Source organism: Chryseobacterium lathyri (assembly GCF_019970085.1).
In the GTDB taxonomy this organism is placed as follows: Bacteria; Bacteroidota; Bacteroidia; order Flavobacteriales; family Weeksellaceae; genus Chryseobacterium; species Chryseobacterium lathyri.
On the sequence record NZ_JAHXYG010000001.1, the window covers coordinates 336,816 to 359,863 of the forward strand.

The 23,048-nt window shown below is 36.4% G+C and carries 25 protein-coding genes; 4 read left to right on the forward strand and 21 right to left on the reverse strand.

Annotated features, from left to right (window positions below; translation table 11 throughout):
- Window positions 1-11: 11 nt before the first annotated feature.
- On the reverse strand, window positions 12-929 hold the full coding sequence (locus tag LC418_RS01565; protein ID WP_111953879.1) for a GLPGLI family protein: 918 nt from the start codon (window positions 927-929) through the stop codon (window positions 12-14).
- 248 nt (window positions 930-1,177) lie between these two features.
- Between LC418_RS01565 and LC418_RS01570 the strand changes: the two genes are divergently transcribed.
- Window positions 1,178-1,675, forward strand: a complete 498-nt coding sequence (locus LC418_RS01570; RefSeq protein ID WP_223557858.1) for a DinB family protein — start codon at window positions 1,178-1,180, stop codon at window positions 1,673-1,675.
- 61 nt (window positions 1,676-1,736) lie between these two features.
- On the opposite strand, the gene LC418_RS01575 is transcribed toward LC418_RS01570, so the two are convergent.
- Window positions 1,737-4,412 (reverse strand): carboxypeptidase-like regulatory domain-containing protein, encoded by a 2,676-nt coding sequence (locus LC418_RS01575; protein ID WP_223557859.1) that lies wholly within the window; start codon window positions 4,410-4,412, stop codon window positions 1,737-1,739.
- 433 nt (window positions 4,413-4,845) lie between these two features.
- Here LC418_RS01575 and LC418_RS01580 point away from each other — a divergent pair, with 433 nt between their 5' ends.
- Window positions 4,846-5,727 (forward strand): cupin-like domain-containing protein, encoded by an 882-nt coding sequence (locus tag LC418_RS01580; protein WP_111953885.1) that lies wholly within the window; start codon window positions 4,846-4,848, stop codon window positions 5,725-5,727.
- A 35-nt stretch (window positions 5,728-5,762) separates the two neighbouring features.
- On the opposite strand, the gene LC418_RS01585 is transcribed toward LC418_RS01580, so the two are convergent.
- The 16 genes from LC418_RS01585 to LC418_RS01660 all read right to left on the reverse strand — a co-directional run bounded on the left by LC418_RS01585 (window position 5,763) and on the right by LC418_RS01660 (window position 18,326).
- Window positions 5,763-6,173 (reverse strand): hypothetical protein, encoded by a 411-nt coding sequence (locus tag LC418_RS01585; protein ID WP_223557860.1) that lies wholly within the window; start codon window positions 6,171-6,173, stop codon window positions 5,763-5,765.
- Window positions 6,163-6,444 carry a hypothetical protein gene (locus LC418_RS01590; RefSeq protein WP_111953889.1) on the reverse strand — a complete coding sequence of 94 codons (282 nt, stop codon included), beginning with the start codon at window positions 6,442-6,444 and terminating at the stop codon, window positions 6,163-6,165. Before LC418_RS01590 ends, LC418_RS01585 begins: the two co-directional genes overlap by 11 nt.
- A 142-nt stretch (window positions 6,445-6,586) precedes the next feature.
- The gene (locus LC418_RS01595; RefSeq protein ID WP_223557861.1) at window positions 6,587-8,311 is read right to left on the reverse strand and encodes a M14 family metallopeptidase; all 1,725 of its coding nucleotides are present in this window, start codon (window positions 8,309-8,311) and stop codon (window positions 6,587-6,589) included.
- A gap of 303 nt (window positions 8,312-8,614) precedes the next feature.
- A complete protein-coding gene (locus tag LC418_RS01600) occupies window positions 8,615-9,370 on the reverse strand; it encodes a metallophosphoesterase family protein (protein WP_223557862.1) in 756 nt (251 codons plus the stop codon).
- 2 nt (window positions 9,371-9,372) lie between these two features.
- A complete protein-coding gene (locus tag LC418_RS01605; RefSeq protein WP_223557863.1) occupies window positions 9,373-9,915 on the reverse strand; it encodes an RNA 2'-phosphotransferase in 543 nt (180 codons plus the stop codon).
- Between the two features lie 11 nt (window positions 9,916-9,926).
- Window positions 9,927-10,868, reverse strand: a complete 942-nt coding sequence (locus LC418_RS01610; protein ID WP_223557864.1) for an ADP-ribosylglycohydrolase family protein — start codon at window positions 10,866-10,868, stop codon at window positions 9,927-9,929.
- On the reverse strand, window positions 10,868-11,554 hold the full coding sequence (locus LC418_RS01615) for an SIR2 family NAD-dependent protein deacylase (RefSeq protein WP_223557865.1): 687 nt from the start codon (window positions 11,552-11,554) through the stop codon (window positions 10,868-10,870). Before LC418_RS01615 ends, LC418_RS01610 begins: the two co-directional genes overlap by 1 nt.
- On the reverse strand, window positions 11,551-12,549 hold the full coding sequence (locus LC418_RS01620) for a DUF2971 domain-containing protein (protein WP_223557866.1): 999 nt from the start codon (window positions 12,547-12,549) through the stop codon (window positions 11,551-11,553). Before LC418_RS01620 ends, LC418_RS01615 begins: the two co-directional genes overlap by 4 nt.
- A gap of 23 nt (window positions 12,550-12,572) precedes the next feature.
- Window positions 12,573-13,289: a TIGR02452 family protein gene (locus LC418_RS01625; RefSeq protein WP_223558339.1), complete on the reverse strand. Its 717-nt coding sequence runs from the start codon at window positions 13,287-13,289 to the stop codon at window positions 12,573-12,575.
- Between the two features lie 98 nt (window positions 13,290-13,387).
- Window positions 13,388-13,807, reverse strand: a complete 420-nt coding sequence (locus tag LC418_RS01630) for an ADP-ribosylation/crystallin J1 (protein WP_223557867.1) — start codon at window positions 13,805-13,807, stop codon at window positions 13,388-13,390.
- A gap of 14 nt (window positions 13,808-13,821) precedes the next feature.
- Window positions 13,822-14,418 (reverse strand): DUF4291 domain-containing protein, encoded by a 597-nt coding sequence (locus LC418_RS01635; RefSeq protein ID WP_223557868.1) that lies wholly within the window; start codon window positions 14,416-14,418, stop codon window positions 13,822-13,824.
- A 52-nt stretch (window positions 14,419-14,470) separates the two neighbouring features.
- A complete protein-coding gene (locus LC418_RS01640) occupies window positions 14,471-15,541 on the reverse strand; it encodes an adenylosuccinate synthetase (protein ID WP_223557869.1) in 1,071 nt (356 codons plus the stop codon).
- Window positions 15,542-15,544: 3 nt separating this feature from the next.
- Window positions 15,545-16,399, reverse strand: coding sequence for a hypothetical protein (locus tag LC418_RS01645; RefSeq protein WP_223557870.1), 855 nt, complete (start codon window positions 16,397-16,399; stop codon window positions 15,545-15,547).
- 2 nt (window positions 16,400-16,401) lie between these two features.
- Window positions 16,402-16,737 carry a hypothetical protein gene (locus LC418_RS01650; protein ID WP_223557871.1) on the reverse strand — a complete coding sequence of 112 codons (336 nt, stop codon included), beginning with the start codon at window positions 16,735-16,737 and terminating at the stop codon, window positions 16,402-16,404.
- A gap of 71 nt (window positions 16,738-16,808) precedes the next feature.
- Window positions 16,809-17,357 carry a prolyl hydroxylase family protein gene (locus LC418_RS01655; RefSeq protein ID WP_223557872.1) on the reverse strand — a complete coding sequence of 183 codons (549 nt, stop codon included), beginning with the start codon at window positions 17,355-17,357 and terminating at the stop codon, window positions 16,809-16,811.
- A 273-nt stretch (window positions 17,358-17,630) separates the two neighbouring features.
- Window positions 17,631-18,326 (reverse strand): NUDIX hydrolase, encoded by a 696-nt coding sequence (locus LC418_RS01660; protein ID WP_262901758.1) that lies wholly within the window; start codon window positions 18,324-18,326, stop codon window positions 17,631-17,633.
- Window positions 18,327-18,448: 122 nt separating this feature from the next.
- Here LC418_RS01660 and LC418_RS01665 point away from each other — a divergent pair, with 122 nt between their 5' ends.
- Both LC418_RS01665 and LC418_RS01670 read left to right on the forward strand, forming a co-directional pair.
- Window positions 18,449-19,081 (forward strand): DUF1579 domain-containing protein, encoded by a 633-nt coding sequence (locus LC418_RS01665; RefSeq protein ID WP_223557873.1) that lies wholly within the window; start codon window positions 18,449-18,451, stop codon window positions 19,079-19,081.
- A gap of 98 nt (window positions 19,082-19,179) precedes the next feature.
- Window positions 19,180-19,389, forward strand: coding sequence for a hypothetical protein (locus LC418_RS01670; RefSeq protein ID WP_111953919.1), 210 nt, complete (start codon window positions 19,180-19,182; stop codon window positions 19,387-19,389).
- A gap of 38 nt (window positions 19,390-19,427) precedes the next feature.
- Here LC418_RS01670 and lepA read toward each other — a convergent pair whose 3' ends face one another.
- The 3 genes from lepA to LC418_RS01685 all read right to left on the reverse strand — a co-directional run bounded on the left by lepA (window position 19,428) and on the right by LC418_RS01685 (window position 23,045).
- Window positions 19,428-21,224: a translation elongation factor 4 gene (gene lepA / locus LC418_RS01675; protein WP_111953921.1), complete on the reverse strand. Its 1,797-nt coding sequence runs from the start codon at window positions 21,222-21,224 to the stop codon at window positions 19,428-19,430.
- 77 nt (window positions 21,225-21,301) lie between these two features.
- Entirely contained in the window at window positions 21,302-22,333 is a 1,032-nt protein-coding gene (locus LC418_RS01680) for a hypothetical protein (protein ID WP_223557874.1), read from the reverse strand.
- Window positions 22,334-22,520: 187 nt separating this feature from the next.
- Window positions 22,521-23,045, reverse strand: a complete 525-nt coding sequence (locus LC418_RS01685; protein ID WP_223557875.1) for a hypothetical protein — start codon at window positions 23,043-23,045, stop codon at window positions 22,521-22,523.
- Between the last annotated feature and the right edge of the window lie 3 nt (window positions 23,046-23,048).

The window sequence follows — 23,048 nt, forward strand, 5'->3', positions numbered from 1 at the left end:
GATATGAAGTCTTATTTTTTCTTTTTATCCTGCTGTGCTGATGATATTTCTATCGGATTATCATTGGCGTTGTAGAAGTCTTTGTACTGCTTCTCCTGTTTTTTCACCATATCACCCACTGTACCATCCATTCCCGGAACTGTTTTAGAAAGCATTTCCTGTGTCATCATTGGTCTTATGGATGCAAAAGGGTCTTTTTTGAAATCATTGAATGTTTTTTCAAATTTTTCTCTTGGTAATTCATTTACTTTTCCTCCTTTAGCTTGCATCAGGTTTTCGATGTAAGAGTATTCTGTATAATCCTTGACTTTTTTATTTCCCTGTAAAACCCATGAATAGTTTTTCTGATCATCTTCGATTTTAACGATCAAACCTGGAAGTCCGAAGAATTTGTAAGGTCCATCCTGAAAAGGCAATTCTGTACTGAACCATGCTGTCCATTTTCTTCCTCCGAATTCAGTAGTCGCTTTTTGAGTGTTATATTCTCCAATTTTCTGCTTATCGTTAAGGATATTCCAGTTAAATTTTAGGTCTTCGCTATATCCTATATTGCTTGGTGTAAACCCGTTTGCTATCTTATCCACATACTGTACTTTCATACCTGGATATGATTTGTATATTCTGGCTGATATTTTAGGGGTTTTAATGGTTTTCGACAAATCTTTCATCGTTCCTGCCTTCTGCATGGCTTCAATTTCAATTTTCATGATAGAATCCTGCGAAATCACTGTATAATCCTGATAAATGGATCTGTTTTTGTCTGTAATATCCAGGATCGTAATTACTTTATCCATCTTGGCAGAATCCTTTTTCGGTTTAAAAGTCAGCTCATAGAAGAAACGGTTTGCTGCCTCTTTTGATTCTTTGGCATCCTGCGCCGACGCTATGGCAAAAAGAGCAATAAAGAATACAGAAAATAGCTTTTTCATTGTAATAAAGATTTACTAATTAGTTATCAGTTTCTGAAATATGTTACAGCTTTTTTAAAGAATTTTACTTCAATTGATACATTACACTGATTATCAACAGAATACAAAACAACTATATATATTATAATTTATCAGACTTTTTAAAGGTATAACTGGTAAATCTGATCAGCCATGAGAGAAAATTATGATTTCCTTAAAACATTTTCTCTCTTAAAACTCTTATCTTTAAGTACTTAAAAACAAATATTATGGACACTTTATCACAATTTAAAGATGAACTTGAAGCAGAGTACCAGACGACCAGGAAATTTTTTGAAGTTTATCCTGAAGGAAAAAATGATTTTGCTCCTCATGAGAAAAGTATGAAAATGATGCCTCTTGCCACTCATATTTCTGAAATTTTCGGGTGGCCGGATGTGATGCTGAAAACTTCGGATCTGGATTTTGCGAAGGGAGATTTTCAGCCTAAGCATCTTTCTACAAAAGAAGATCTTCTGCAGACTCTGGACGAAAATTTCAAATCTGCGGAGAAGGCGCTTGACAAAGCTAAAGAAGAAGACCTTAATGAAACATGGGCTTTAAAAAACAATGGTCAGGAAATAGCAAAATGGACGAAATATGGCTCTATCCGTCATTCTTTAAACCAAATCACGCATCACAGGGCTCAACTGGGAGTGTATTACAGACTGAATGATATTCCGCTTCCGGGAAGCTATGGTCCGTCAGCCGATCATCATAGCTTTTAGCAATATGTATGGATATATCTCAAATAAAAAACCAATCTCAGTGAGATTGGTTTTTGTTTTTTTACTTAAAGTTGAATTTCACGGTAAACATAACCTGGCTTGGGCGAAGTTGATATCTTGTAAAAGTAATATTCGTGGTATTGATATCATATGTTTCGAATACTTTTTTGTTGGCTATATTCATCCATTTAAGTTCAAAATCAATTTTCTTTTTGGCCCAGGTAAATTGATATGAAACGTCATAGAATCCGTTGTGGTATTTTTGATCGGCTGCATTTGTATTTACCTGATCCCAGTTGAATCCGATAGTATGGTCTTCTACCGGATAGAAGAACGCTCCAAGATTATGCGTGAACCCGGTTCTGGTGGCATTGGAGTTTATATTTCCTGTACTGGTTTGCTTTGTTCTGGAAATACTTGCATTATAATCTATGCTCATCCAGCTGAAATAGGTATTATTGAATTTAATCCCGTATGACTGGCTGTTGTTGTTGTTTGTAAAAGAATTATTATTCAGGAATGCATCAGATTTTGCTGTATTGTTGCTGTAGCTGAGGGAGGCATTTGTTTTGAACTTTGGAAAGTATTTTCCCACTTCTACACTATAGCCATTATTTAATACATGATTATCCTGTTCTATATACTGCATTACGGTATAACCTGCCCCATTGATCAAAGGATTTGAAATCAGGTTTCTTTTAGCGTCTGAAAATCTGTAATTGATGTTGAAGAATAAATTATTCAAAGGGTTTCTATACTCCAGCCTTGTTCCTGCAGATTTATTATTATTCTGAGGTATCGGATTATTGATATCCATGGCACTGATTCCGCCAGGAGAGGTCATTAAGAATCCTGAATAAGCCGTATTTATTTCTCCAAAATTGTTATTAATATTAGCATTTACCGAAGCTTTCCAAAAGGAGGCAAAAGTATACTGTGCAAAAACACTAGGTTCAAAAGTCACCTTATTTACATCTTTAGCAACATTTCTTAACGGATCTTCCGCCTTAATGTTATTAGAGTTTACAGGAAAATTGGCATACAACATCCATGAATCATTTTTATAATTTACTCCCAAACTTCCGTAAGGTGTTGCCGTAGTATATCTAAGATCATTACTATAGGCTGCCGGAAGAGCTCCTGCTGTTATAATATTTGATAAATCTGAAACTAAATCTGTTGTTTTAAAGTTAAATCCAACTTCCGGAGTGAAGGTCCATCCCTTTTTAGAGAACCCGATATTGGCAGAATGATTGGCTTCAATTGTTTTAAGTCTCAGGTTTTGTTTTGCAAAATTCTTAGGTTCGGGAGTGAATCCCGGAATATCCAGATAAGAAGCCGGAAAAACTTTCAGTGTCTGTTTATCGGTCTGATAACTTATAAAAGATAAAAGATTCACCATTTTTTCTTTCCACGGAATAATGGTACTCAGGGAATTCTGGAAAGATGTTGTTGGAGACTCTATTGCTTCATCGCCGTGTCTTTTCACTCCGTTTGACGCATCTGTTCTGTCAACAATTGCCCGGTCTGCATTCCAATACTGGGAAAAACTTGTGGTGTTTTTAAAGAATCCCTTTTTTGCATTTTTTGTAAAAATTAATTCTCCTTTTGCTTTATCTGTGTAAAAATTATTAAGAATGTTTACAATATTGGAGCTTCCCCCAAAATAGTCTGTCTGGCTGTAAGATTCTCTTTCAACCGCATTATTGGTATAGTTGGCATTGGCTTTAAGCTCCCACTCTTTCTTTTTGTCGATATTGGTAAGATAGTTGGCAGACAGATAATGCACATTGTTCATCAAGTATCTTTTTACAGGAAGGTTGGGTGTACTTGCGTTTTCTACATTCAGCCAGTCATTTTGAGAAGCATTAATCCTTCTTCCTTCGAACCGGCTTCCGAAAGCTAAGATATTCCCTTCATTTTCCACCTGCTCACCCATATTGTTCGTTTTGTAATTCACCACCCACTGGCTTTTCTGTCCAAAAAACATCGGGGTAAGTTTAACATTCCATAACCACGGGTCTCCGAATCCTGTCCCGACCTCTCCTCTTCCGGTCATGGTAACAGAGTTTTTTAACTTGATATTGATCGCTGCCTGATCGGAAGGCACTTTATCCTGAAGAATTTTTACCGGCTGGTGGTTTTCAAGAACTTCTACTTTCTGCACTGCATCTTTGGGAAGAGAATTGTTGATCGTCCCATACCCGCCTTCCATCAGATCTTTTCCGTTCACATAAAATTTATTGATGGCATTTCCCTGGTAAAGAATCGTTCCGTCTTTATTGACTTCAATACCGGGAATTTTTCTCATTACATCGGCAAGTGTTCTGTCGCTTTTACTGTCAAAAGCTTTAAGGTCATAAGCAATGGTATCGCCTCTTGCCGTGATCATCTTTGTTTTCAGCTGGACTTCTTTTATTTCTGTAGCTTCAGACTGCATTTTGAAAGTCAGAGTCTGGTCGCTGTTACTGATCTGTTTGGTCAGGGTTTTTTGGTTGAATGCTTTTACTTTCAGATCCACATTAGGTTCTGCAGATGTAAACGTCACTTTATATTCTCCTTTGGAATTGGTGATTCCATATGCCAAAATAGCATCTTTGCCTGGTTCTTCTACCGTAACACTGGCACTGGGAATAGCAGATCCATCTTCATCGGTAATTTTCCCTGACACTGTTTTCTGCGCAAAGGTGAGCACGGTGAAAAAAAGCATCAGAAATAAAGAAATCTTTCCTTTCATAATTTATTATTTGCTTAATTAGTTTGTCGCTTGTGTTTTTTGTTACACTTTTATAAAGATGTATTTTAATGATAAAGGTTAAATGCTTTAACACTATAAACTTAGTGATATTTAAATTTCAACCATTTAGTAAATCATTTGAAGCAACAGGATGTAAATTTCATTTCGATAGTTTGTTTGGCTTATTAATTCTTTAAAAATCTGACTCCAAAATTTTAATTTATTTAGAATCTTATTGTTGACCGGCTGTATGTTTTTTGAATAATAATGGCTAATATTGAGAAATAGCTAAGAGTTCTTAAGAAAAAAATGATTTTTTTAATTTTTTATTTAGTCTAAATAGTTAAAAATGATTTGAATCATAGATTAAAAAATACTTAAACACTGATTCATATATATTTATTTAATAATTTTGTAACATAAAATTTATAGAATGGGAATTATTTTAAAGCCTATAGATGTTGTTGATGATATTACTCAGGAAGAGTTTACGGAAAAATATCTAAAGCCCAGAAGGCCCGTTGTCATTAAAAATATGGCAAGAAACTGGCCTGCTTACCAAAAGTGGACCATGGATTATGTAAAGGAAGCAGTAGGTGATGTAGAGGTTCCTCTTTATGATTCTAAAAAGGCCGATCCTGCCGCTCCCATCAATACGCCCACTACAAAAATGAAGTTCGCAGATTATATAGACCTCATCCAAAAAGAGCCTACCGATCTGAGAATTTTCTTTTTTGACCCTATAAAACACGCTAAAAAATTACTGGAAGATTATATTTCTCCAAAAGAACTGATGGGTGGATTCCTTGATAAATATCCGTCCATGTTTTTTGGAGGGAAAGGTTCTGTTACATTTCTTCATTTTGACATTGATATGGCGCACATTTTCCATACTCATTTCAACGGAAGAAAACATGTAAAGCTGTTTGAATACAAGTGGAAAGAAAGACTGTACCGGCTTCCTTATGCAACCTATGCACTGGAAGATTATGATATCGACAATCCTGATTTTGAAAAATATCCTGCACTGGATGGTGTAGAAGGAATTGAGTGCTTCCTTGAGCATGGTGATACTCTTTTTATGCCTACCGGATGGTGGCACTGGATGAAATACCTGGACGGAAGTTTCTCTATCTCTTTAAGAGCCTGGGACAAATCCTGGGCAGTAAAGGCTCATTCTTTATGGAATCTTACCGTACAGCGTAAATTTGATGATATCATGAAGTCCAATTTCAAAAAGAAATATATGGACTGGAAAGAAAAAGTAGCCGTTAAAAGAGCAGAAATTGCTTTAAAAAGGGGCTTACCAAAATAAAAACAAAAAAGACGTTTCAATTTGAAGCGTCTTTTTTATTCTTGCATATTTACAAGCAGTTCTTCCATATTTCGTGTCACTTCATTGCAAGAAAAGCAGGCCTCTTTTCCATCCTGAGAGAACCATCTGCACTGAGACCGGATCGGGCAAAAGACAAGCTCTGTTTCTTTATGAAAATCCAAATTCTGAACTTTCCGGGACAGGGAGCATTTAGACTCTTCTTTATTCCATTGTGCGCAGCCTTTTTCTACACATTTTCCGGTAAAACGGAATCTCTGCTCAAGATTGTTTTTATCTTTATTCTGCTGCAGAAAATCTTCTGTGACGGCGAGCGGTGTGATAAACTGGACCCTCCCCTCTTTGCTGACCACCCCGAAAAGCTGTGCCCCAACTTTTCCTAGATAACTGGGACACAGCTTTTTTGAAGTATTGGAATTAGCCTCCATAGCTTTTGATTTGAGACTGTATGTCTTTCAACTGGCTCTGAATATCAATTCCGGGTTTGAAAATAATGATTCCCCACGGAAACCAGTCTTTAATTTTCAATGGTCTTACCAATCCTTTGAAGTCTCTGTGAGCTCCGAAAGCCTGGGTATTATCAATCTTTGAAAGTTCAGAAAGAACTACGTTCTGAATTCCTCTGTCAATGTTTTTCAACTGCTCATCCGAAAGATCTACTCCTTCCAGTGAAACGAAAAAATGCTTTTTAGTTGCCATAACTATAGTTTTTATTGGTTTTATAAAGCAAATTTCGTCCGAATATGTACCAAAGTTATCAGGAAAAACACCCTTTATTCAGGCGTGAAAAACCTGTAAATTAAATTCTGATTATCAGGTTATTAAGTCAAAATATAAAAATCTATAAGATTCTATAAATCGGATATTGTCTGAATGTCTTTTCTTCGAAGTAAGGAGAATTTCTGTAGATCCAGTCGAGTTGGGCCGCTCCGTCGTCTGCAAACTTTTTATCTGATGTTTTTTTGGCCTCAAAAGCATCTTTCAGCTTTTTATCTGACTTTAGTAATTCTGAAGCGGTGTCTTCAAAAATATAGGCGGAATAATATTCTTTCTGCGCCAGGATTCCATCAAATAAATTCCAGTTAAAAAATGAGTCTAAAGCCTCAGGTTCAAGGGTTTCAACAATATATTTTACACCAGGCTGATCTGTTGGAATTAAATAATCCCCAGCTGAAAAAACCAAATTCCTTTTTGCAGTTTCCACACTGGTATCATAATGAAGATAATGTCCTTCGTATGGATTTTTAACCGTTTTAAAGTCTTTGATTTTATAAGCCTCAACCATTGCCGTGCTATCTTTTTTAAGAGCAGTCATACGGATTTTATTTCTTTTCAGCTCTTCGATCACACGGTATTGGGATTGTGGAACCACATAGTATTTAGGAATGGTGATATATCCCGTAGGAACGGCTGTCATGAAGAGCTTGATCTTCTTGGTAAAAGGTTTATTCCTATCGTAATAGAGTCTTGGCTTTCCGGAAATATCACTTGGCTTATAGCTTCCCTCGTAGCCTTTGAAATCCATTGTAGAAAACCTGGTTGAATCTATTTTCCAACGGATTCCGTACTGCATTCCGGGTTTATACTGCTTCAAATTATCAAGACGGAGCTGTTTTATTTTCCTGTAATTCTTGTCTAAATTCTGAAGATTCACGAGCATATATTTGTATGTCGCATCCACTCTTTTATCATAAGGCTTCAGCATATGCGTTTCAGGAACTGTTCCCAGCGAATTAAAGAGCGATGTGTAGCCTGTAGAATATCTCGGAGAGTCTTCAAAAGCAGCAAATCCCTCATCCGGAATATCTCCGTGAATATTAACATAAGGAGTGCTTTCATAGCCCAGTTTCTTCATATCCTCAAGGTTTTTAGCCTGATAATCATTGTAAAAGTAATTTCCCAATGTGTCTCCAAGGCGTTCCTTGAAGGTAGAAATATAAGTAAAAGTATACTGATAATCAGCTCCATTACTTACATGGTTATCAATAAAAACATCTGGCTGCAGCCACTGGTAAATTTCCTGGAAGCTTCTTGCATTTTTTGAATCTGCTTTAATGAAATCCCTGTTCAGGTCATAGTTCCTTGCATTTCCTCTGAAACCATACTGCTCGGGACCGTTCTGATTAGCTCTGGAGTGGGAGCCTCTGTTCAGCATTCCACTGACGTTATAGGCGGAAATAGCTGCTATAATAAAATTCTGTGGTGCTTTTACTTTCCCGGTTGCGAGATCCCTTATAAGCATCATTGTAGCATCTATTCCGTCCGGTTCGCCCGGGTGAATTCCGTTGTTCACAAAGATAATGGCTTTGTCTTTTCTGATTTTTTCAACATCTTTTTCGGAAAAGGGATTGTAAATCACCACATAAATGGGCCTTCCATTATCGTCCTCTCCTTTTTTAAGGTATTGGATGGTATTGAAGCTTTTAGCCAGGTTCTGATAATAGCTATTCATTTCATCATAAGTAACCGTTTGGTTTTTATTTCCTTTTTCAAAATGGGTCTGAAATGAATTTTGAGCGAAAAGCAAAGATGTAGTCAGGAAAATCAGGAGGTATCTCAGTTTCATTGAAGCAGTTTTTGAACTTCAAAATTACTTAATATGATTTGGGTGGGAAAGGGAAATTGTGGATTTATTGGTGTCTGTTTTGTGATGTTGGATTATCGCAAGGACGCTAGGGTTTTTGATCTTAGTGCTGTTTTAAGGCGCCAAAAAATCAAGAATTTTCGTTTGGTTATTCGTTATTTCAGAAAAAGATCTGTGATCTGCGGGAGAAAAAAAATTAATAGCCGGGTCGATGTTATTAATAGAAACCTTATAGGTTTTAAAAACTTATAAGGTTGGTGGATGTTGAAAATTTGGGATGCTTTTTCATAAGGTTTGCTTTCCTGCACTATCGTTATTTCTGCCTTTTTCATCCGGATATAAAGTAGGAAGCGGATCGCTTTGCCAGAATTCCTTGGTATTAACATCCATTATTGACAGTGAACCCGTGAAAGCTGCTCCGATATCCATATTCCAGACATTGGCCTTATTGACAGGATGACTGATTCCTATATCTAGTGTCGGTGTATGCCCTATAAATATCTCATTGTACAAAAGCAGTCTTTTCGGATAGAGTTCTGAATTTTTCGCTAATTCCTTATCCATTGCGACTGCCGTTTCCCACAAGGTTCTGTCCCAACGGTAATTGCTGGAATAGATTTCTTTTTCAGGTCCGTGCATAGAGGAATAGCCTGCATGAATAAACAGCCGGTTTTGATCATCTACATGATAGTTTTTCATCCTTTGAAAGAATTCCAGGTGTAAAGCCAGATCTTCCAATGAGTAGTCATTATAGCTTTCAACTGTACTTTTTCCTCCGTTGAATAACCATACATCCTGTCTTTCTCCGGTGGACATCCATTCCTCACACCAGGCATCGTGATTTCCTTTAATGAAGATGCATTCCTGCTTTTCGGAAAATTCCATGAGGAAACGGATAACCTGAGAAGATTCGCTCCAGCCGTCAACATAATCTCCCAGGAAAATAAGTCTATCTTCCTTTGTGATTTCCGCTCTTTCAAACACCTGTTTCAATGCTTTAAACCCTCCGTGGATGTCACCTATTACTAATGTTCTGCCCATCTTTACTTTGAAATATATTTGGCATCCACAAAATCTGTCAGCCACACTCCGTTTGCCGAAAGATAAAACGGTATTCCGTCTTCATGCATTGTATTTGTTCTTATAGTCAGAATCACAGGTTTTCCATGGCGCATTCCCACTTTTGCAGCTGTTTCCTTGTCTGAGCTTAAATGAACATGTTGGCGGCTCCTTTTATCAATTCCTTTTGCCAGAATAGAAGAAATATTGGTTTCTGCTGTTCCGTGATACAGAAAATCGGGTGGCTGTGCCGGTTTCAGGGCCAGGTCTATATCAATGGAATGTCCCTGACTGGCTCTGATCCTGGTTTTATCTTCATTAAAAGCAAAGCGTTTTTTATTATTGGTTTCCACCACTTCTTCCAGCTCTTCAAAACTGAAATGCATTCTGCCTTTTGCAGATTTTGTAATGAGTTCATCAACATCTGCCCATCCGTTTTCATCCAGTGTCAGCTGAATGGTCTCGGGCTGATGCCTCAGAATAAGGCTTAGAAATTTGCTTATTCTTTTGTTTTGTATTTCATTCATGATTTTTGTCTTTAATTCATTAATTTTTTCTGAAGCTTTTCACATAAAACTTCAATATCTCCTTTTCTTACAAGTTCGGAAACCCATTCTTCCGGAATATTTTCAAATCCGTAGTAAATGCCTGCAATTCCTCCTGTGATAGCTCCGGTTGTATCGGTATCTTCTCCCAGGTTCACTGCTTTTAATACAGCTTCGGAATAGGTTTCAGAGTTGAGAAAACACCAAAGCGAGGCTTCTAAACTATGGAGGACATAGCCGCCACTTTTGATCTCTTCTTCCGGATAGGCTGAAATATCATTTTTTAAAACTCTATAAAAAAGCCCTATCTCTTTAGGGTTAAAACCTTGAATTTCTGAATATTCCAAGGCTACCTTCTGCATATGCATATAAGCTTCTTTCCTTTTCTTTCCTTTGATTAGCTCAATGGCTAAAATAACATAAATGAAACATGCAAAAACAGAACGGAAATGCCCATGGGTAATGGCGGAAACCTCTTTTACCGTTTGATACAGTTTTTCGATATTTTCTTCATCTTTAAGATAAAAAGCTAAGGGAAGAATTCTCATCAAGGAACCATTCCCATTATCTTCCTCAAAAATATTTCCGGAAAACTTTGCACTTTCTCCTTTGATCAATCGTGCAATGGAGTATCTTGTGGTTCCACCAATATCAAAAAGTCTTCCGTGAGCTGTCCAGTGTCCATATTTGTTCCATTTTACAAAGCTTTGTCCAATTTTTTCTAAATCATAGCCTTTCGTGAGCTCTTCTGCAAGACAAAGAGTTAACGAACTGTCATCACTCCATGTTCCTTTGGGCTGGTTCCATGACATAAATTCCAGATAACCCGTAACGGGAAATCTTTTTAAATCCTCTCTTTTCTTAAATTCAACCGGAACTCCCAGCGCATCCCCAATGCACACTCCAAAAATTCCGGCTTTTACCATATTTTCCATCAGGCAAGGTTTACCAGTTTATCAAATAGCAGCTGCATACCTCTTGTTGCGGATTCTTTCATCACTACGGCTCTTTGTCCATATCCGAATCCTGTTTCGTTAGGATTGATAACTACCAGCAGACAGTCGTCTTTGATGTCATGGATCAGTCCGGCTGCCGGATACACCTGCAGAGAGGTTCCTATAACGACCAAAATATCGGCCTCTTTTACCTTTTCCTGCGCAGTCTTGTACAAAGGAACATCCTCCCCAAACCACACGATAAAAGGTCTTAACTGAGCTCCATCTTCAGCTTTGTCGCCAATTCGTATATCTCCTTTCTGTTCGTAGATCAGGTTTTTATTATTACAAGAGCAAGATTTGAACAATTCTCCGTGAATATGAAGAATATTGGTTGATCCGGCTCTTTCATGCAGATCATCTATATTTTGGGTAATAATCTGAACGTCAAAATGTTTTTCCAGTTCTGCAACCAATAGATGGGCTTCATTAGGTTCAACTTCATGAAGCTGTCTTCTTCTCTGGTTGTAAAATTCCAGAACCAACTCCCTGTCTTTTCTCCATCCTTCAGGACTTGCCACATCGGTTATATTATGATTTTCCCAGAGACCATCCCCGTCTCTGAATGTTTTTATTCCGCTTTCGGCGCTGATTCCCGCACCGCTTAATATGGTTAGTTTTTTCATGTTTTTAAAATTTCAGAATTTTTACCATAAATGATTTTGATAATTGAATTTTCATATTGAGTGTTTTGTTCTTCATTAAAAGGATAGATATCTAGTAAAGGCAAGATTTCTTTATTATTAAACAGATATAAAGTGTTTTCTTTAAAGCAATACTTCTCTTTAAAAGCTTCAATAAATTCGTTTATTTCAAATTCGTTATTGCTATTTCCTTTGTAATATATATCAAAAATTTGTTCCCATTGATTTTCTCTTGGTGACCTGAGCATTTCAAAGTCAAACTTATTTAGATCAAATTTCAGCTTTCTTTTTGTTTCATAAATGAGCTTATAATCTAGCTTGAAATTGGATGGAAATATTTCATAGAATTTTACGTCTTCATTTTGAAAATGATTATAAAAAGCTTCCTTTACAATTTCTTCAGTTTTATGTCCAAAGTATATTCCCGTAATTGCTGATGGATGAAATTTTTTAAATCCATAATCATTAAAAATTAATCTTATTTCATCTTCATGTTTCCAATTTGATTTTTTTACAGCATACATTTTTCTAATTAAACTATTTTGATTTTTTATATCTCCAATGTCTATTATTGGAATAACATCCTCATAATTAATCTCCAATTTATATTCAAAATCTGAGTTTTGGCTTTTATCAACTAATTTATCCAAATCATATTCAATACAATAACCTGAATACGAACTTGCATAATATGCCCAAAGTTGTTCATTTAAAAAATCTTTACTTAAACAATAAATACCTACTTTTTCTTTATAATTTAAAACCGTTTTGAGTTGTTTTTCAAAATTTGATGAATCATTACTAGGAAACATTTTGTTTAAATTTTTTATTAAAGGTGATATTTGTTCACTAAAATAAATGTCAAATGGATCATTAAGTGTAGTGTAATTAGGAGAATAAAAAGTATTGTTAACTAGTGTTTTAAAATCTCTTTTAAAAAGATTCTCTTCAATCGATCTATACTTGTATGCTTTCATATGATTATTTTGGATTTTTTATACTAATTTATAATCTCCTCAAATGGCTTTAGCATTTCTTCTTTCTTCGTCAAAATTGCAAAAACCACTCTTTTAAATTTATTTTTATATTTCCCATGAAGATGCTTTTTAAATAACCCTGCAATCTCTTCTGGATCATTTCTGAAGACTCCACATCCCCAGGCACCTAAAATTAGGGTTTCATTTGCATGATTCAGGGCCAAAGCAAGCATTTTATCCATTCTAATATCCATGGCATCACATATCTCATCTGCTCTTTCCGGTTCCTGCCGCTTTACCACTCCGGCATTGACCGCAGGAGAAGTAATAAAATTACACAAAACAGGTTTCGGTAATAATTCTCCTTTATCTTTTCTGAAAACAGGAACTTTAGGACTGTAAATCATCATGTCGGTATAAAAACAAGACTCCATTGCTCTGTGAATCTTATAATAATCTTCCGCCTGAAGCTGAGTTTCATACAATGCTGATGTTCTGGCCAGACTTTCTTCCTGTGCTTCAGCACCGTTGATAAATCCACCGCCCGGATTTTTGGCTGACGCAAAATTCAGACACATTAATTTTTTCTGATTTTCTTCATCTGCTAATTTTAATATTGCTTTCAAGGAACTGCAATTCCAAATTTCAATCTTTGTTTCAAAATCGAGTTCCGGAAGTTCATTTTTTGCCATTTCAGCAAGTTCTTCGGGTGAAAATAAAACGGTTTCTTTTTTACAGATTTCAAGTTATTTTTCTATCGTTATTTTTTCGTTTTCTTCGTTTATATAATATGTCTTGGCTAAGATCTCTAAGGTATCTTTTGCCATCCCTTTATTTGTCATGGTAATTTTTTAATATTTAATATCAGGCTTTCCAATTCAGGACTTGTCTCTTTTGTAAACTCGTCTCCTATGAATACTTTAATCACCTCAATATTCCCAACAATCGCATCATTAAAGCTTTCCAGCTCTTCCGCCGGAACCCACAATTCATTATGGTTTCTCGCACCCACATTCTGAGCTGGATATTGATTCATGATTTCTTCCGGAACCTCAAATTTTGTAACAAATCCGAGATAATTTCCAGCTTCATCCCTTGTATTCCATTTTTCAGCAATTTCTGAAGCATAGCTTTCATCTAGTACAGGGTAAAATATAGGCTGCCATTCCAGTCTTGGTGGAAATTTTTTATATCCGCTTTCTACAATCAGGATCATTTCTTTTTCTCCTACCGGTCTGTAAAGACTTATTGTTTTCATTTCTTTTGTTTTTTTTAAATACTTGCCCCTATTGTAAGAGCAAGCTCAGCCGGCAACGGATACAATTTTTCAATGGGTAACAGCTTTTTTGCCTTATCATATTCTCCCAACTTTGTAAGGTTTAAGATCTTTTTTATCAAAGGCGTATAATCTTCTATTTTAACGATCCATTCATTATTAAATTCTTCAATCAGGTACCGGCTGATTCCAACCTGAATAGAACGGTACGCCAGTTTGTTACCTTTAATATTCCTTTCCGGATCCCACTGCACATGGACTTCTGCTTTTTTAAATTCTTTTTCCCAGGTTCCCGGATTAGGATATGCCCTTTTTTCGGGAGAAGTTAAAACCGCTTTACTCAATGCTTTTTCCCAGGCCTCTCTCTTAATATGGATGGCTAAAGTACATTCCTGCCCGGATTTTTGTCCGTAATTACTCCTTTCCATCATCCAGAGGAAAGAAGGTTTGATCCATGTCATCCTGTTGAATGAAAAAGGAGCAGAAAACTTCTGATTCATCACGGCAGGTTTTGCAATCTGCTCATTGTATGACTGGTATATCACAATCGTATCTCTGCCGTAATCTGCTCTTATTTCAAATTCTTTCATCATTGTATTGTATTCGGCTCTGTTTTTATCACTAAATATAAAGCCATTATTTGGTTTATAAAATTTGTTTAAAGTCTTTTGAATATGGGGAATATGATCCGTAGACTTCATCAAATTTCACTTTTAAATTCTCTGTTTTAATTTGTTCATCTGTTTGATCAAGACACGTCACAATCAAGTTTTTTTTGCTTGCTGAAACATAAGCTCCATCCAAAAGAAGGGCATAATTCAGCAGATCATAATCCAGTTCTCCAAAACGGAGTTCCTTCTGATAATCATTAAAGACACATGTTTCCTCTTCATTATTTTTCAGCACCAATTCTTTTTCATTACTCATCCAGCCATTTCCGTGACGTGTGGAATAAATCCTTGTCACGTAATACATTTCAATATCCTCAATGTTCAACAGCTTGCAGATCTCAAAAGCATTTTTTGAAGTGGTATGGGCATAGGTTACATTGGGAAATACTCCGTGATCCATATCCAATAAAATTCCTTGGCTTCCCTCAAAAATTAAGTTTTCAAATGAATTCAGATAAGTATAATCATCTATTTTCCAATCGATCCGGTCTACGGCACCCAGAAAATCCTGAAGCGCTTTTTCCAGCTGATCCTCTTCCATAAAACCATAATAATAGGCTATTCCTTTTAACTTTTCGATCAGCATTCCTCTTGGAGCTATTAAATCCGCGGCAAATAGTTTGTAAGGACTTTCCTGTCTTTTCATCGTTGCTCCAATACCTTTTCCGCAGGTTCCGTGTTCCAGGTTTTTTACATTGGTTCTGTTTTGCCAGACATCAAACGGAGTGGTTACTTTTGCCAATGGGTGAATATGCAGTTCAATATTTCCGTTTTTCTCCAATAATTCCTTTCTTTCATTCAGTAAAAATACCGGATGAATCGTACAATGTTCTGTAAAATAAGAGGGCAGACCCCGAAGTGCTCCACTTGCAAAACTGGAATGGATATGCTTTTTACCATCAATCATTACGGTATGTGCGGCCTGCTGGCCTCCGGAAAACCTGATGACAACAGACTCCGGGTTTTGTTGTGCCAGAAAATCAGTAGTGATCCCCTTTCCTTCATCACCAAAACCCAGACCTATTACTATTTGTGCCTTTTTCATGACTTAAAACATTTGAATATCATCAAAACCGTGTTTATCTGCAGATCTGAACGTTTTATTTTTAAATGTGTTACAGATAACTTCTTTAATTACATTCGGAATTTCTCTGTGATCGGCTATTGATAAACAGTTTTGTCCTAATAATTCCTTCCAGCCTCTATCTGCTCTCATAGCCTGATCAGAATGCAGAACATTAATGTGATACACTTCATATCTCTTTTTCGCTTCTTCCAGTAATTCGTGATGCGTATAAGTCTGCTGCCCTGTCCCCATAATTTCCCTGATTGCTGATGCCGGAAGCGTTTTTAAGCAAGGTTCGTCACCTACTGTAAACAAAATCCCTTTCTGATTTCTCTTTTCAAACGCATCGGTTCTCGTATGGAAAGCGGCAAAGTACCACGCCAACAGATAACTTTCTCCAGCATTTCCGCCACCTCCGGATTCAATATAAGTACGTGTCAGCCACATATCCAGCTCCTCATCTCCGGATTCAAACTGGCCAATCTGTAAAGGGTACGCGTCACATTCATGATCACCTATTCCCAGAAATAATAATGCCGGATCCGGAACGCTGCCCTGGATAATTCCGCCCATTAATTTTGGAAGTCCTTCTTTAATGAGCTCGTGCGGAATATGTCCCATACTGCCCGTTACATCCAGTCCCAAAATAATGGGAACAGAGTTCGGGTGCACTTCAGAATCTCTGGATTCTCTGAAAGAAATACCTTTGGGATTCATAGATTCATGAGCCATTCTTTTGGCATTCTGAGTGAAAATTTCACCTGCGGATTTAGATCCGTAACCTGCTTTTCTTGCCCTGTCAAAACGAGCATCTATATCGTATTTTGTACTTCCCATAACTAAAATGTTTTACCGAATAAATATTCAAATCTCTTTACGGCGACTTCTAACTGAATATTTAAATTTCTGATTGTTAATGAATATTCTATATCTTTCTGAACAAACGCTTCCGGCTGAAAGTCTGCAAATGTGAGGCTGTTCCTGTCTAAAGGACTGATATCAATGAGGCCTTCCTGTTCTCTCTCCAGTCTCTTTATTTTCAGTTCTATATCCTCAACCCTGCGCCTGTAGATCAATTCGGAATCTGCTCCGATGGTGCGTGCACGGTCTTCTCTTATCTGGTCATTATTTCTCTGTAACGACTCTATGAATCTTGGTTTTAGTCCGCTTTCCATTTTTTATTTATTTTGTGTTGTTTTTACGCTAAATAGAACGGGCATAGTAATGCATATCCTATTACATATTGTCAATTATTGGAATACATTACATCAGTTCTCAAAACATATTTCTGCCCGCTGATCAGGGTTTTCCCTTCGTGTCTCAGCGGATGGTAAAAAACCAGAGCAGATCCTTTCTTTGGGGCTACTGTGAACAAACTTTCAAATTCTGTTTCTCCTCCTTCAAAATCATCATTCAGATAGATTAGAAAAGTATAGAAACTTTTTTCTTTTTCATTCCGGATGTAGCTTCCGTCCCGATGCATTTTGAATCGCTGCCCCGGAGAATATTTATAAACTCTGAACATTTCATTAAAATTCTGAAGCTTATAATTTTCATGTTCCTGAGGAAGAAATTCTGCTGCTTTTCTGAAAAGATCTTCTGCCAAATCGTTATCAAAAATCATCAGTCGGTCGTTATTCCTGATGCCTTTGCTCATCATCTGGCGCCCATTCATATTGATTTTCGCTTCTTCAAATACTTTTCCCTGTGCCATAACAATATATTCATCACATTCATCGGAGGTCAGGAAATCTTCAATTAGAAATATCTGCGGGTGAAGTTCTGTTTTTTCCATGATATTATTTTGTGTTTGGTAATTGTGTTATTCTTACACAAATGTAAAACAATATAATTCTATGAACAAAATTTATTTGTGTTATTTTAACGCTAAATATTTAACTTATTGATTATCAATATTAAAAATTAAGAATTTTAAACACAAATGACACTAATGTTTTCACGAAATATAACAAAAATACATCAAACTAAAATTTAAGTTTAATGATTTTAAAATGGTAAATGATAAGTTTTTTATGTAAATTCGTACTTGATTCGTCTGAAGTAAAGATTATTTGAGTTCGAAATAGAAGCCTTCTTTTTCAAGTTCTTCATACTTCTCCTTATTGAAAGTAAAAAGTTTTCCGGGCCTGCCGCTGCCTTCTTTTTTAACATTATTGGTTTCGTTAAGCAGACCATAGCTCATGATCTTTTTGCGAAAATTTCTGCGGTCTATCTCACGCCCAACAATAGTTCTGTAAAGATTTTCAAGGTCAGAAAAAGGAAATTCTTCATTCAAGAGATTAAAACCAATAGGCTGATACTGAAGCTTGGTACGGAGTCTGTTTAACGCAATATCAATAATGGATTTATGATCGAAGGCAAGTGATGGAAGTTTATTTACGCTGAACCACTGGGCATCTTCTGCATCAGAATCTGCAAACAGTTCATGATAGGATGGGTTGACAAGGCCTAAATAAGCCACAGAAATTACTCTATTCCGTGGATCGCGGCCAACGTTACCAAAAGTATAGAGTTGTTCCAAAAAATCGGGCTTTATGCCTGCTTCTTCGTGAAGTTCTCTTTTCACTGCATCATCCAGGTTTTCATCATCCAGAACAAGACCGCCCGGAAGCGCCCAGCCTCCTTTGAAAGGGTCAATTTTTCTTTTGATCAAAAGAAGCTGAAGATCCTGCTTATCAAAGTATCCGAAAATAACGGCATCAACAGCCACTTTAATATCCTGAATTTTTTTTGAAGATCCCATAATTCTAATTTGCGTTACCAATACACAAAGGTAAGATTAATAAACGAAATCAAAAAAGAATTGACAGAATAATAAAATTAACTAACTTTATTTTATAATAACCCACTTAAAATTAACTGATTATGAAAAATCTATTGTTATTATTTGCAATAGTCTTTCTTTTGACCGCTTGTGAAAAAGGAAAGCCTGTAACTGAAAAAGGCTTAGCTAAAACAGATTCTGCAGAATGGAAACCCGTAGATTCTGCTGCTGCGACAAAAGCCTGGATGGACTACGCCACACCCGGTGAGATGCACAAAACGCTGGCATTATATGACGGAAACTGGACCGGAGCAACTACTTCCTGGATGGAGAAAGATTCAAAACCTGTAACCAGCCAATCTGAATGTACTAATAAAATGATCTTTGAAGGAAGATATCAGCACAGTACTTACAAAGGAAACTTTATGGGAATGCCGTTTGAAGGAATGAGCATAATGGGCTACGACAACGCTAAGAAAAAGTTTGTAAGTACCTGGGTCGATAACATGGGAACGGGAATCATGCATGCGGAAGGAGACTGGAACCCTTCCAAGAAATCTATTGAACTTAAAGGTAAGATGACTGATCCGGCAAGACCTGGACAAGATTGTGATTTCAGAGAGGTTTACACATTTACGGATGCCAACAATCACACCATGGAAATGTATGGTCCTGATTCTAAGACAGGGAAAGAATATAAAACCATGGAAATAAAATTCACCAGAAAGAAATAAAAACAAGTGAAATCACCGCAGTGAAACAGTGATTTTCCTTATAAATTTCATGACAGATATGCTCAACTTTGGTATAGAAAATAAAAAATTATACCATCATGAAAACATTATTAAGAGCCTTTATCGTGGTCATTATTATCATAGGAGGAGTTTTGATCATTGTTGTAGGGAAAAAACCTTTCCCGGAACCTGAATGTCTCGTATGCGGGATCAATCTTGTAAGAACTTTGGGAATTGCTGAAGTCATCCTCGGCCTAGGTGCTTTGGTAATACAGGCCAACCTTATCGAAAAACAGCGAAATTTCTAAAAAAATAAAAGACCGGTAAAATTACCGGTCTTTTTATATTAATCGTTTAGTTTTAATACAGCCATGAAAGCTGATTGCGGTACTTCTACTCTACCAATCTGCTTCATTTTCTTCTTACCTTCCTTCTGTTTTTCAAGAAGCTTACGTTTTCTGGAAATATCTCCTCCGTAACATTTTGCGGTAACGTCTTTTCTTAATGCTTTAATGGTTTCCCTGGCAATAACTTTCGCTCCCAGCGCTGCCTGAACTGCAATGTCAAACTGCTGTCTAGGGATCAGCTCACGAAGCTTTTCACACATCTTTTTACCGATATAATAAGCGTTGCTATCGTGAATCAGCGAAGAAAGAGCGTCTACCATATCCCCATTGATCAGAATATCCATTTTAACCAATTTAGAGGAACGCATTCCTATTGGTGAATAATCGAATGACGCATATCCTTTGGAAATAGATTTCAGTCTGTCATAAAAGTCAAAAACAACCTCTGCCAAAGGCATATTAAATGTTAATTCTACCCTGTCTGCCGTTAAATAACTTTGGTTGACAATCTCCCCTCTCTTTTCAATACAAAGCGTCATTACAGCACCCACAAAATCGGATTTAGTAATGATAGAAGCTTTTATATACGGTTCTTCAACTCTATCTAAAAGATTGGGATCAATCATTTCTGATGGGTTGTTGATTAAAATTGCAGTTTCAGGATCTTTTTTAGAAAACCCGTGATATGAAACGTTGGGAACCGTAGTAATTACGTTCATATCAAACTCTCTCTCAAGACGTTCCTGTACGATTTCCATATGAAGCATTCCTAAGAATCCGCAACGGAAACCAAAACCAAGTGCTGCAGAACTTTCAGGTTCGAAAACCAAAGAAGCATCATTCAGTCTTAATTTTTCTAATGAAAATCTTAACTCTTCAAAATCTTCCGATTCAATAGGATAAATCCCTGCAAATACCATTGGCTTTACTTCTTCAAAACCGTCAATCGCAGCAGCGGCTGGGTTTACGAAAGAGGTAATGGTATCACCTACTTTTACTTCTCTTGCATCTTTAATTCCGGAAATAATGTAGCCTACATCACCGCATTCAATAGTCTTTTTCGGAACCTGCTTTAGTTTTAATGTTCCTACTTCATCAGCACCATATTCTTTTCCCGTAGCGAAAAATTTGATTTTCTCGTTTTTAGAAATACTTCCGTTTACTACTTTGAAATAAGCCTCAATCCCTCTGAACGGGTTGTAAACAGAGTCAAAGATCAGTGCCTGTAACGGAGCATTCGGGTCTCCAACCGGGGCAGGAATTCTATTGACAATCTGTTCGAGCAAATCATGAACTCCCTCTCCTGTCTTTCCGGAAACCCTAAGGACATCTTCATATTTACAGCCCAAAAGTCCCATAATTTCATCGGTTACTTCTTCAGGGTTTGCTGACGGAAGATCTATTTTATTAAGAATTGGAATAATTTCCAAATCATTTTCTAATGCCAGATAAAGATTACTGATGGTCTGAGCCTGAATACTCTGTGCCGCATCTACTATAAGAAGGGCACCTTCGCAGGCAGCAATAGAACGGGAAACTTCATAAGAAAAGTCTACGTGTCCCGGGGTATCAATAAGATTTAAGATATATTTTTCTCCTTTATACTCATAATCCATCTGGATCGCGTGAGACTTGATCGTAATCCCGCGTTCTTTCTCCAAATCCATATCATCCAGCGTCTGAGACTGCAGTTCTCTCTGAGTAACTGTATTGGTATACTCCAAAAGACGGTCTGCCAAAGTACTTTTACCGTGGTCAATATGAGCGATTATGCAAAAATTTCGTATGTTTTTCATTTAAGAACGTTGTAATTTGCAAAGATAAAAAAATGCAGGAGAAATTCATTTTTAATTTTTAGTCGCCTCTCTATGTATTATTTAGATTTACCAAAATTTTCAGGCAATATATAATTGCCGGTCAAAGGATCAAGTGAGACTTCCGTTCCCGCCATTGCTTTTCTTTTTTTCGCTGCATTGGCATCAATCGCTACAATAGCTGCATTGGCTACTATACTTCCTATCAAACCACCTATACCGCCGCCTAACATTATCATCGTAGAATTAGATTCAGGAAAAAGCTCTTCTTTCTTAACTTCAATGAAAAGTCCCATTTCATCTCTGAAAATTTCAACATAACCCACCGGAATTATTTTATATGGAACTCCGTTATGAACAAATGCATAAAAATTTCTGATTGGCTTTTTATCATCGCCCTTCGCTGCTTTTGTTGCAACACCTTTGCTGTTGGTTTCAATCGTATAACCTGGTTCTGGATTGTGGGTAAAAAAACTGTAGGAATCTTTATAAACCCCTTCTTTTAATGTATCTGATTTTAAAATATCAAGCTTATCCATCAAAATAGAATTATAGCTGGCAAGATCATTTTCCGAAATACCAAATTCCCAAGTAGTTTTACTGTAAGAATCTTTCAGCAAATCTGCTAAAGACAATGTAATTTTCTTTGCTAAACTTTGTGATAAATAAGGTGTATTTCGTGATGAAATTGTTGTAACGGTATCTATTCTGTTAACAAAATGATAACCGTCATCTTTCTTTTTAAAAGTACTCGCCCGTAATTCAAGCTTTCCGATAGAATATTTTTCTTTTATATCTTCAGAAATAACTATATTTTCCAATAAAAGTACTAATTCATCATTTCCTCTAGCCGTATTGTATTTATAAAACCAATCTGAAATGTCTTTACTCGGGTCATTTTCAAAAACAATATTCACTTGATTTTTATGAAATAATATGCTTCCAATTTCTTTATTGGGTCGCTGATCAATTACACTGAAGCTTTTGTACGTATTTTTACTGTCTTTTATAGACTTTGACAGGTCAATTACTTCCGTTTTCTGCGCGAAAAATAAGCCGGAAAATAATAGAAAGAAAAATATTTTTTTCATACTGATAATTTTACGAACCTGGGATCTGTTTTAAACAAAAACTTTGAATTTAATTGAACTTACTTCACAAAAATAAGAATTAGCTCACTATGTATTGAAATTAAATCATTTTATACATCTTTTAAAACTAAACGGCTCTCACAAACAATTGTCTGTAAGAGCCGTCCAACATTAAAAAAATAAACTATTATGGGTTTTGTTTGGGCTTTGCCATACTATTATTGCGTCCGCTGTGAGGTTTTCTCTCATTCATTTTATCTCTCATCATTCCTTCAGACTGGAACAGCTTCAATACTTTCTGGCAAGGAATCACCTGCTGCATCTTGTCAGCATATTTCTTTCTGTTATCAAGCAGTTTCTGTCCTACTTCGAAACTCTGCTGAAGCTTTGCTTTGGCTTCATCGTCAGATAATGTTTCAGGGTTGAAGTCAGGGTTAAACTGGCTTTTTATCTGCTTCTGGTTATCTAAATACTCATTATAAAGCTGAGTAAATTCTGTTTTATCGCTGGCATCAATTTCGAGATTTTCTACCACCATATTATTCCTAAACTTTTTAAGAAGTTCTTTTCTCTCTTCAGGAGAAAGATTGTTTATTACCTCTTTTCGTTGTTTAGGGTCCATTTTTTTCCAGTCATAATCTGTAGTCTGTGCATTTTGTGCATTCAGGCCAAAACCATAAATAATAAAAAGTGTAAATAATATCTTTTTCATCTT

Excerpts from the sequence above, each read along its gene's own strand:
- LC418_RS01565 (WP_111953879.1), bottom strand. The coding sequence starts at position 929 with ATGAAAAAGCTATTTTCTGTATTCTTTATTGCTCTTTTTGCCATAGCG.
- LC418_RS01570 (WP_223557858.1), top strand. The coding sequence starts at position 1,178 with ATGGACACTTTATCACAATTTAAAGATGAACTTGAAGCAGAGTACCAG.
- LC418_RS01575 (WP_223557859.1), bottom strand. The coding sequence starts at position 4,412 with ATGAAAGGAAAGATTTCTTTATTTCTGATGCTTTTTTTCACCGTGCTC.
- LC418_RS01580 (WP_111953885.1), top strand. The coding sequence starts at position 4,846 with ATGGGAATTATTTTAAAGCCTATAGATGTTGTTGATGATATTACTCAG.
- LC418_RS01585 (WP_223557860.1), bottom strand. The coding sequence starts at position 6,173 with ATGGAGGCTAATTCCAATACTTCAAAAAAGCTGTGTCCCAGTTATCTA.
- LC418_RS01590 (WP_111953889.1), bottom strand. The coding sequence starts at position 6,444 with ATGGCAACTAAAAAGCATTTTTTCGTTTCACTGGAAGGAGTAGATCTT.
- LC418_RS01595 (WP_223557861.1), bottom strand. The coding sequence starts at position 8,311 with ATGAAACTGAGATACCTCCTGATTTTCCTGACTACATCTTTGCTTTTC.
- LC418_RS01600 (WP_223557862.1), bottom strand. The coding sequence starts at position 9,370 with ATGGGCAGAACATTAGTAATAGGTGACATCCACGGAGGGTTTAAAGCA.
- LC418_RS01605 (WP_223557863.1), bottom strand. The coding sequence starts at position 9,915 with ATGAATGAAATACAAAACAAAAGAATAAGCAAATTTCTAAGCCTTATT.
- LC418_RS01610 (WP_223557864.1), bottom strand. The coding sequence starts at position 10,868 with ATGGAAAATATGGTAAAAGCCGGAATTTTTGGAGTGTGCATTGGGGAT.
- LC418_RS01615 (WP_223557865.1), bottom strand. The coding sequence starts at position 11,554 with ATGAAAAAACTAACCATATTAAGCGGTGCGGGAATCAGCGCCGAAAGC.
- LC418_RS01620 (WP_223557866.1), bottom strand. The coding sequence starts at position 12,549 with ATGAAAGCATACAAGTATAGATCGATTGAAGAGAATCTTTTTAAAAGA.
- LC418_RS01630 (WP_223557867.1), bottom strand. The coding sequence starts at position 13,807 with ATGAAAACAATAAGTCTTTACAGACCGGTAGGAGAAAAAGAAATGATC.
- LC418_RS01635 (WP_223557868.1), bottom strand. The coding sequence starts at position 14,418 with ATGATGAAAGAATTTGAAATAAGAGCAGATTACGGCAGAGATACGATT.
- LC418_RS01640 (WP_223557869.1), bottom strand. The coding sequence starts at position 15,541 with ATGAAAAAGGCACAAATAGTAATAGGTCTGGGTTTTGGTGATGAAGGA.
- LC418_RS01645 (WP_223557870.1), bottom strand. The coding sequence starts at position 16,399 with ATGGGAAGTACAAAATACGATATAGATGCTCGTTTTGACAGGGCAAGA.
- LC418_RS01650 (WP_223557871.1), bottom strand. The coding sequence starts at position 16,737 with ATGGAAAGCGGACTAAAACCAAGATTCATAGAGTCGTTACAGAGAAAT.
- LC418_RS01655 (WP_223557872.1), bottom strand. The coding sequence starts at position 17,357 with ATGGAAAAAACAGAACTTCACCCGCAGATATTTCTAATTGAAGATTTC.
- LC418_RS01660 (WP_262901758.1), bottom strand. The coding sequence starts at position 18,326 with ATGGGATCTTCAAAAAAAATTCAGGATATTAAAGTGGCTGTTGATGCC.
- LC418_RS01665 (WP_223557873.1), top strand. The coding sequence starts at position 18,449 with ATGAAAAATCTATTGTTATTATTTGCAATAGTCTTTCTTTTGACCGCT.
- LC418_RS01670 (WP_111953919.1), top strand. The coding sequence starts at position 19,180 with ATGAAAACATTATTAAGAGCCTTTATCGTGGTCATTATTATCATAGGA.
- lepA (WP_111953921.1), bottom strand. The coding sequence starts at position 21,224 with ATGAAAAACATACGAAATTTTTGCATAATCGCTCATATTGACCACGGT.
- LC418_RS01680 (WP_223557874.1), bottom strand. The coding sequence starts at position 22,333 with ATGAAAAAAATATTTTTCTTTCTATTATTTTCCGGCTTATTTTTCGCG.
- LC418_RS01685 (WP_223557875.1), bottom strand. The coding sequence starts at position 23,045 with ATGAAAAAGATATTATTTACACTTTTTATTATTTATGGTTTTGGCCTG.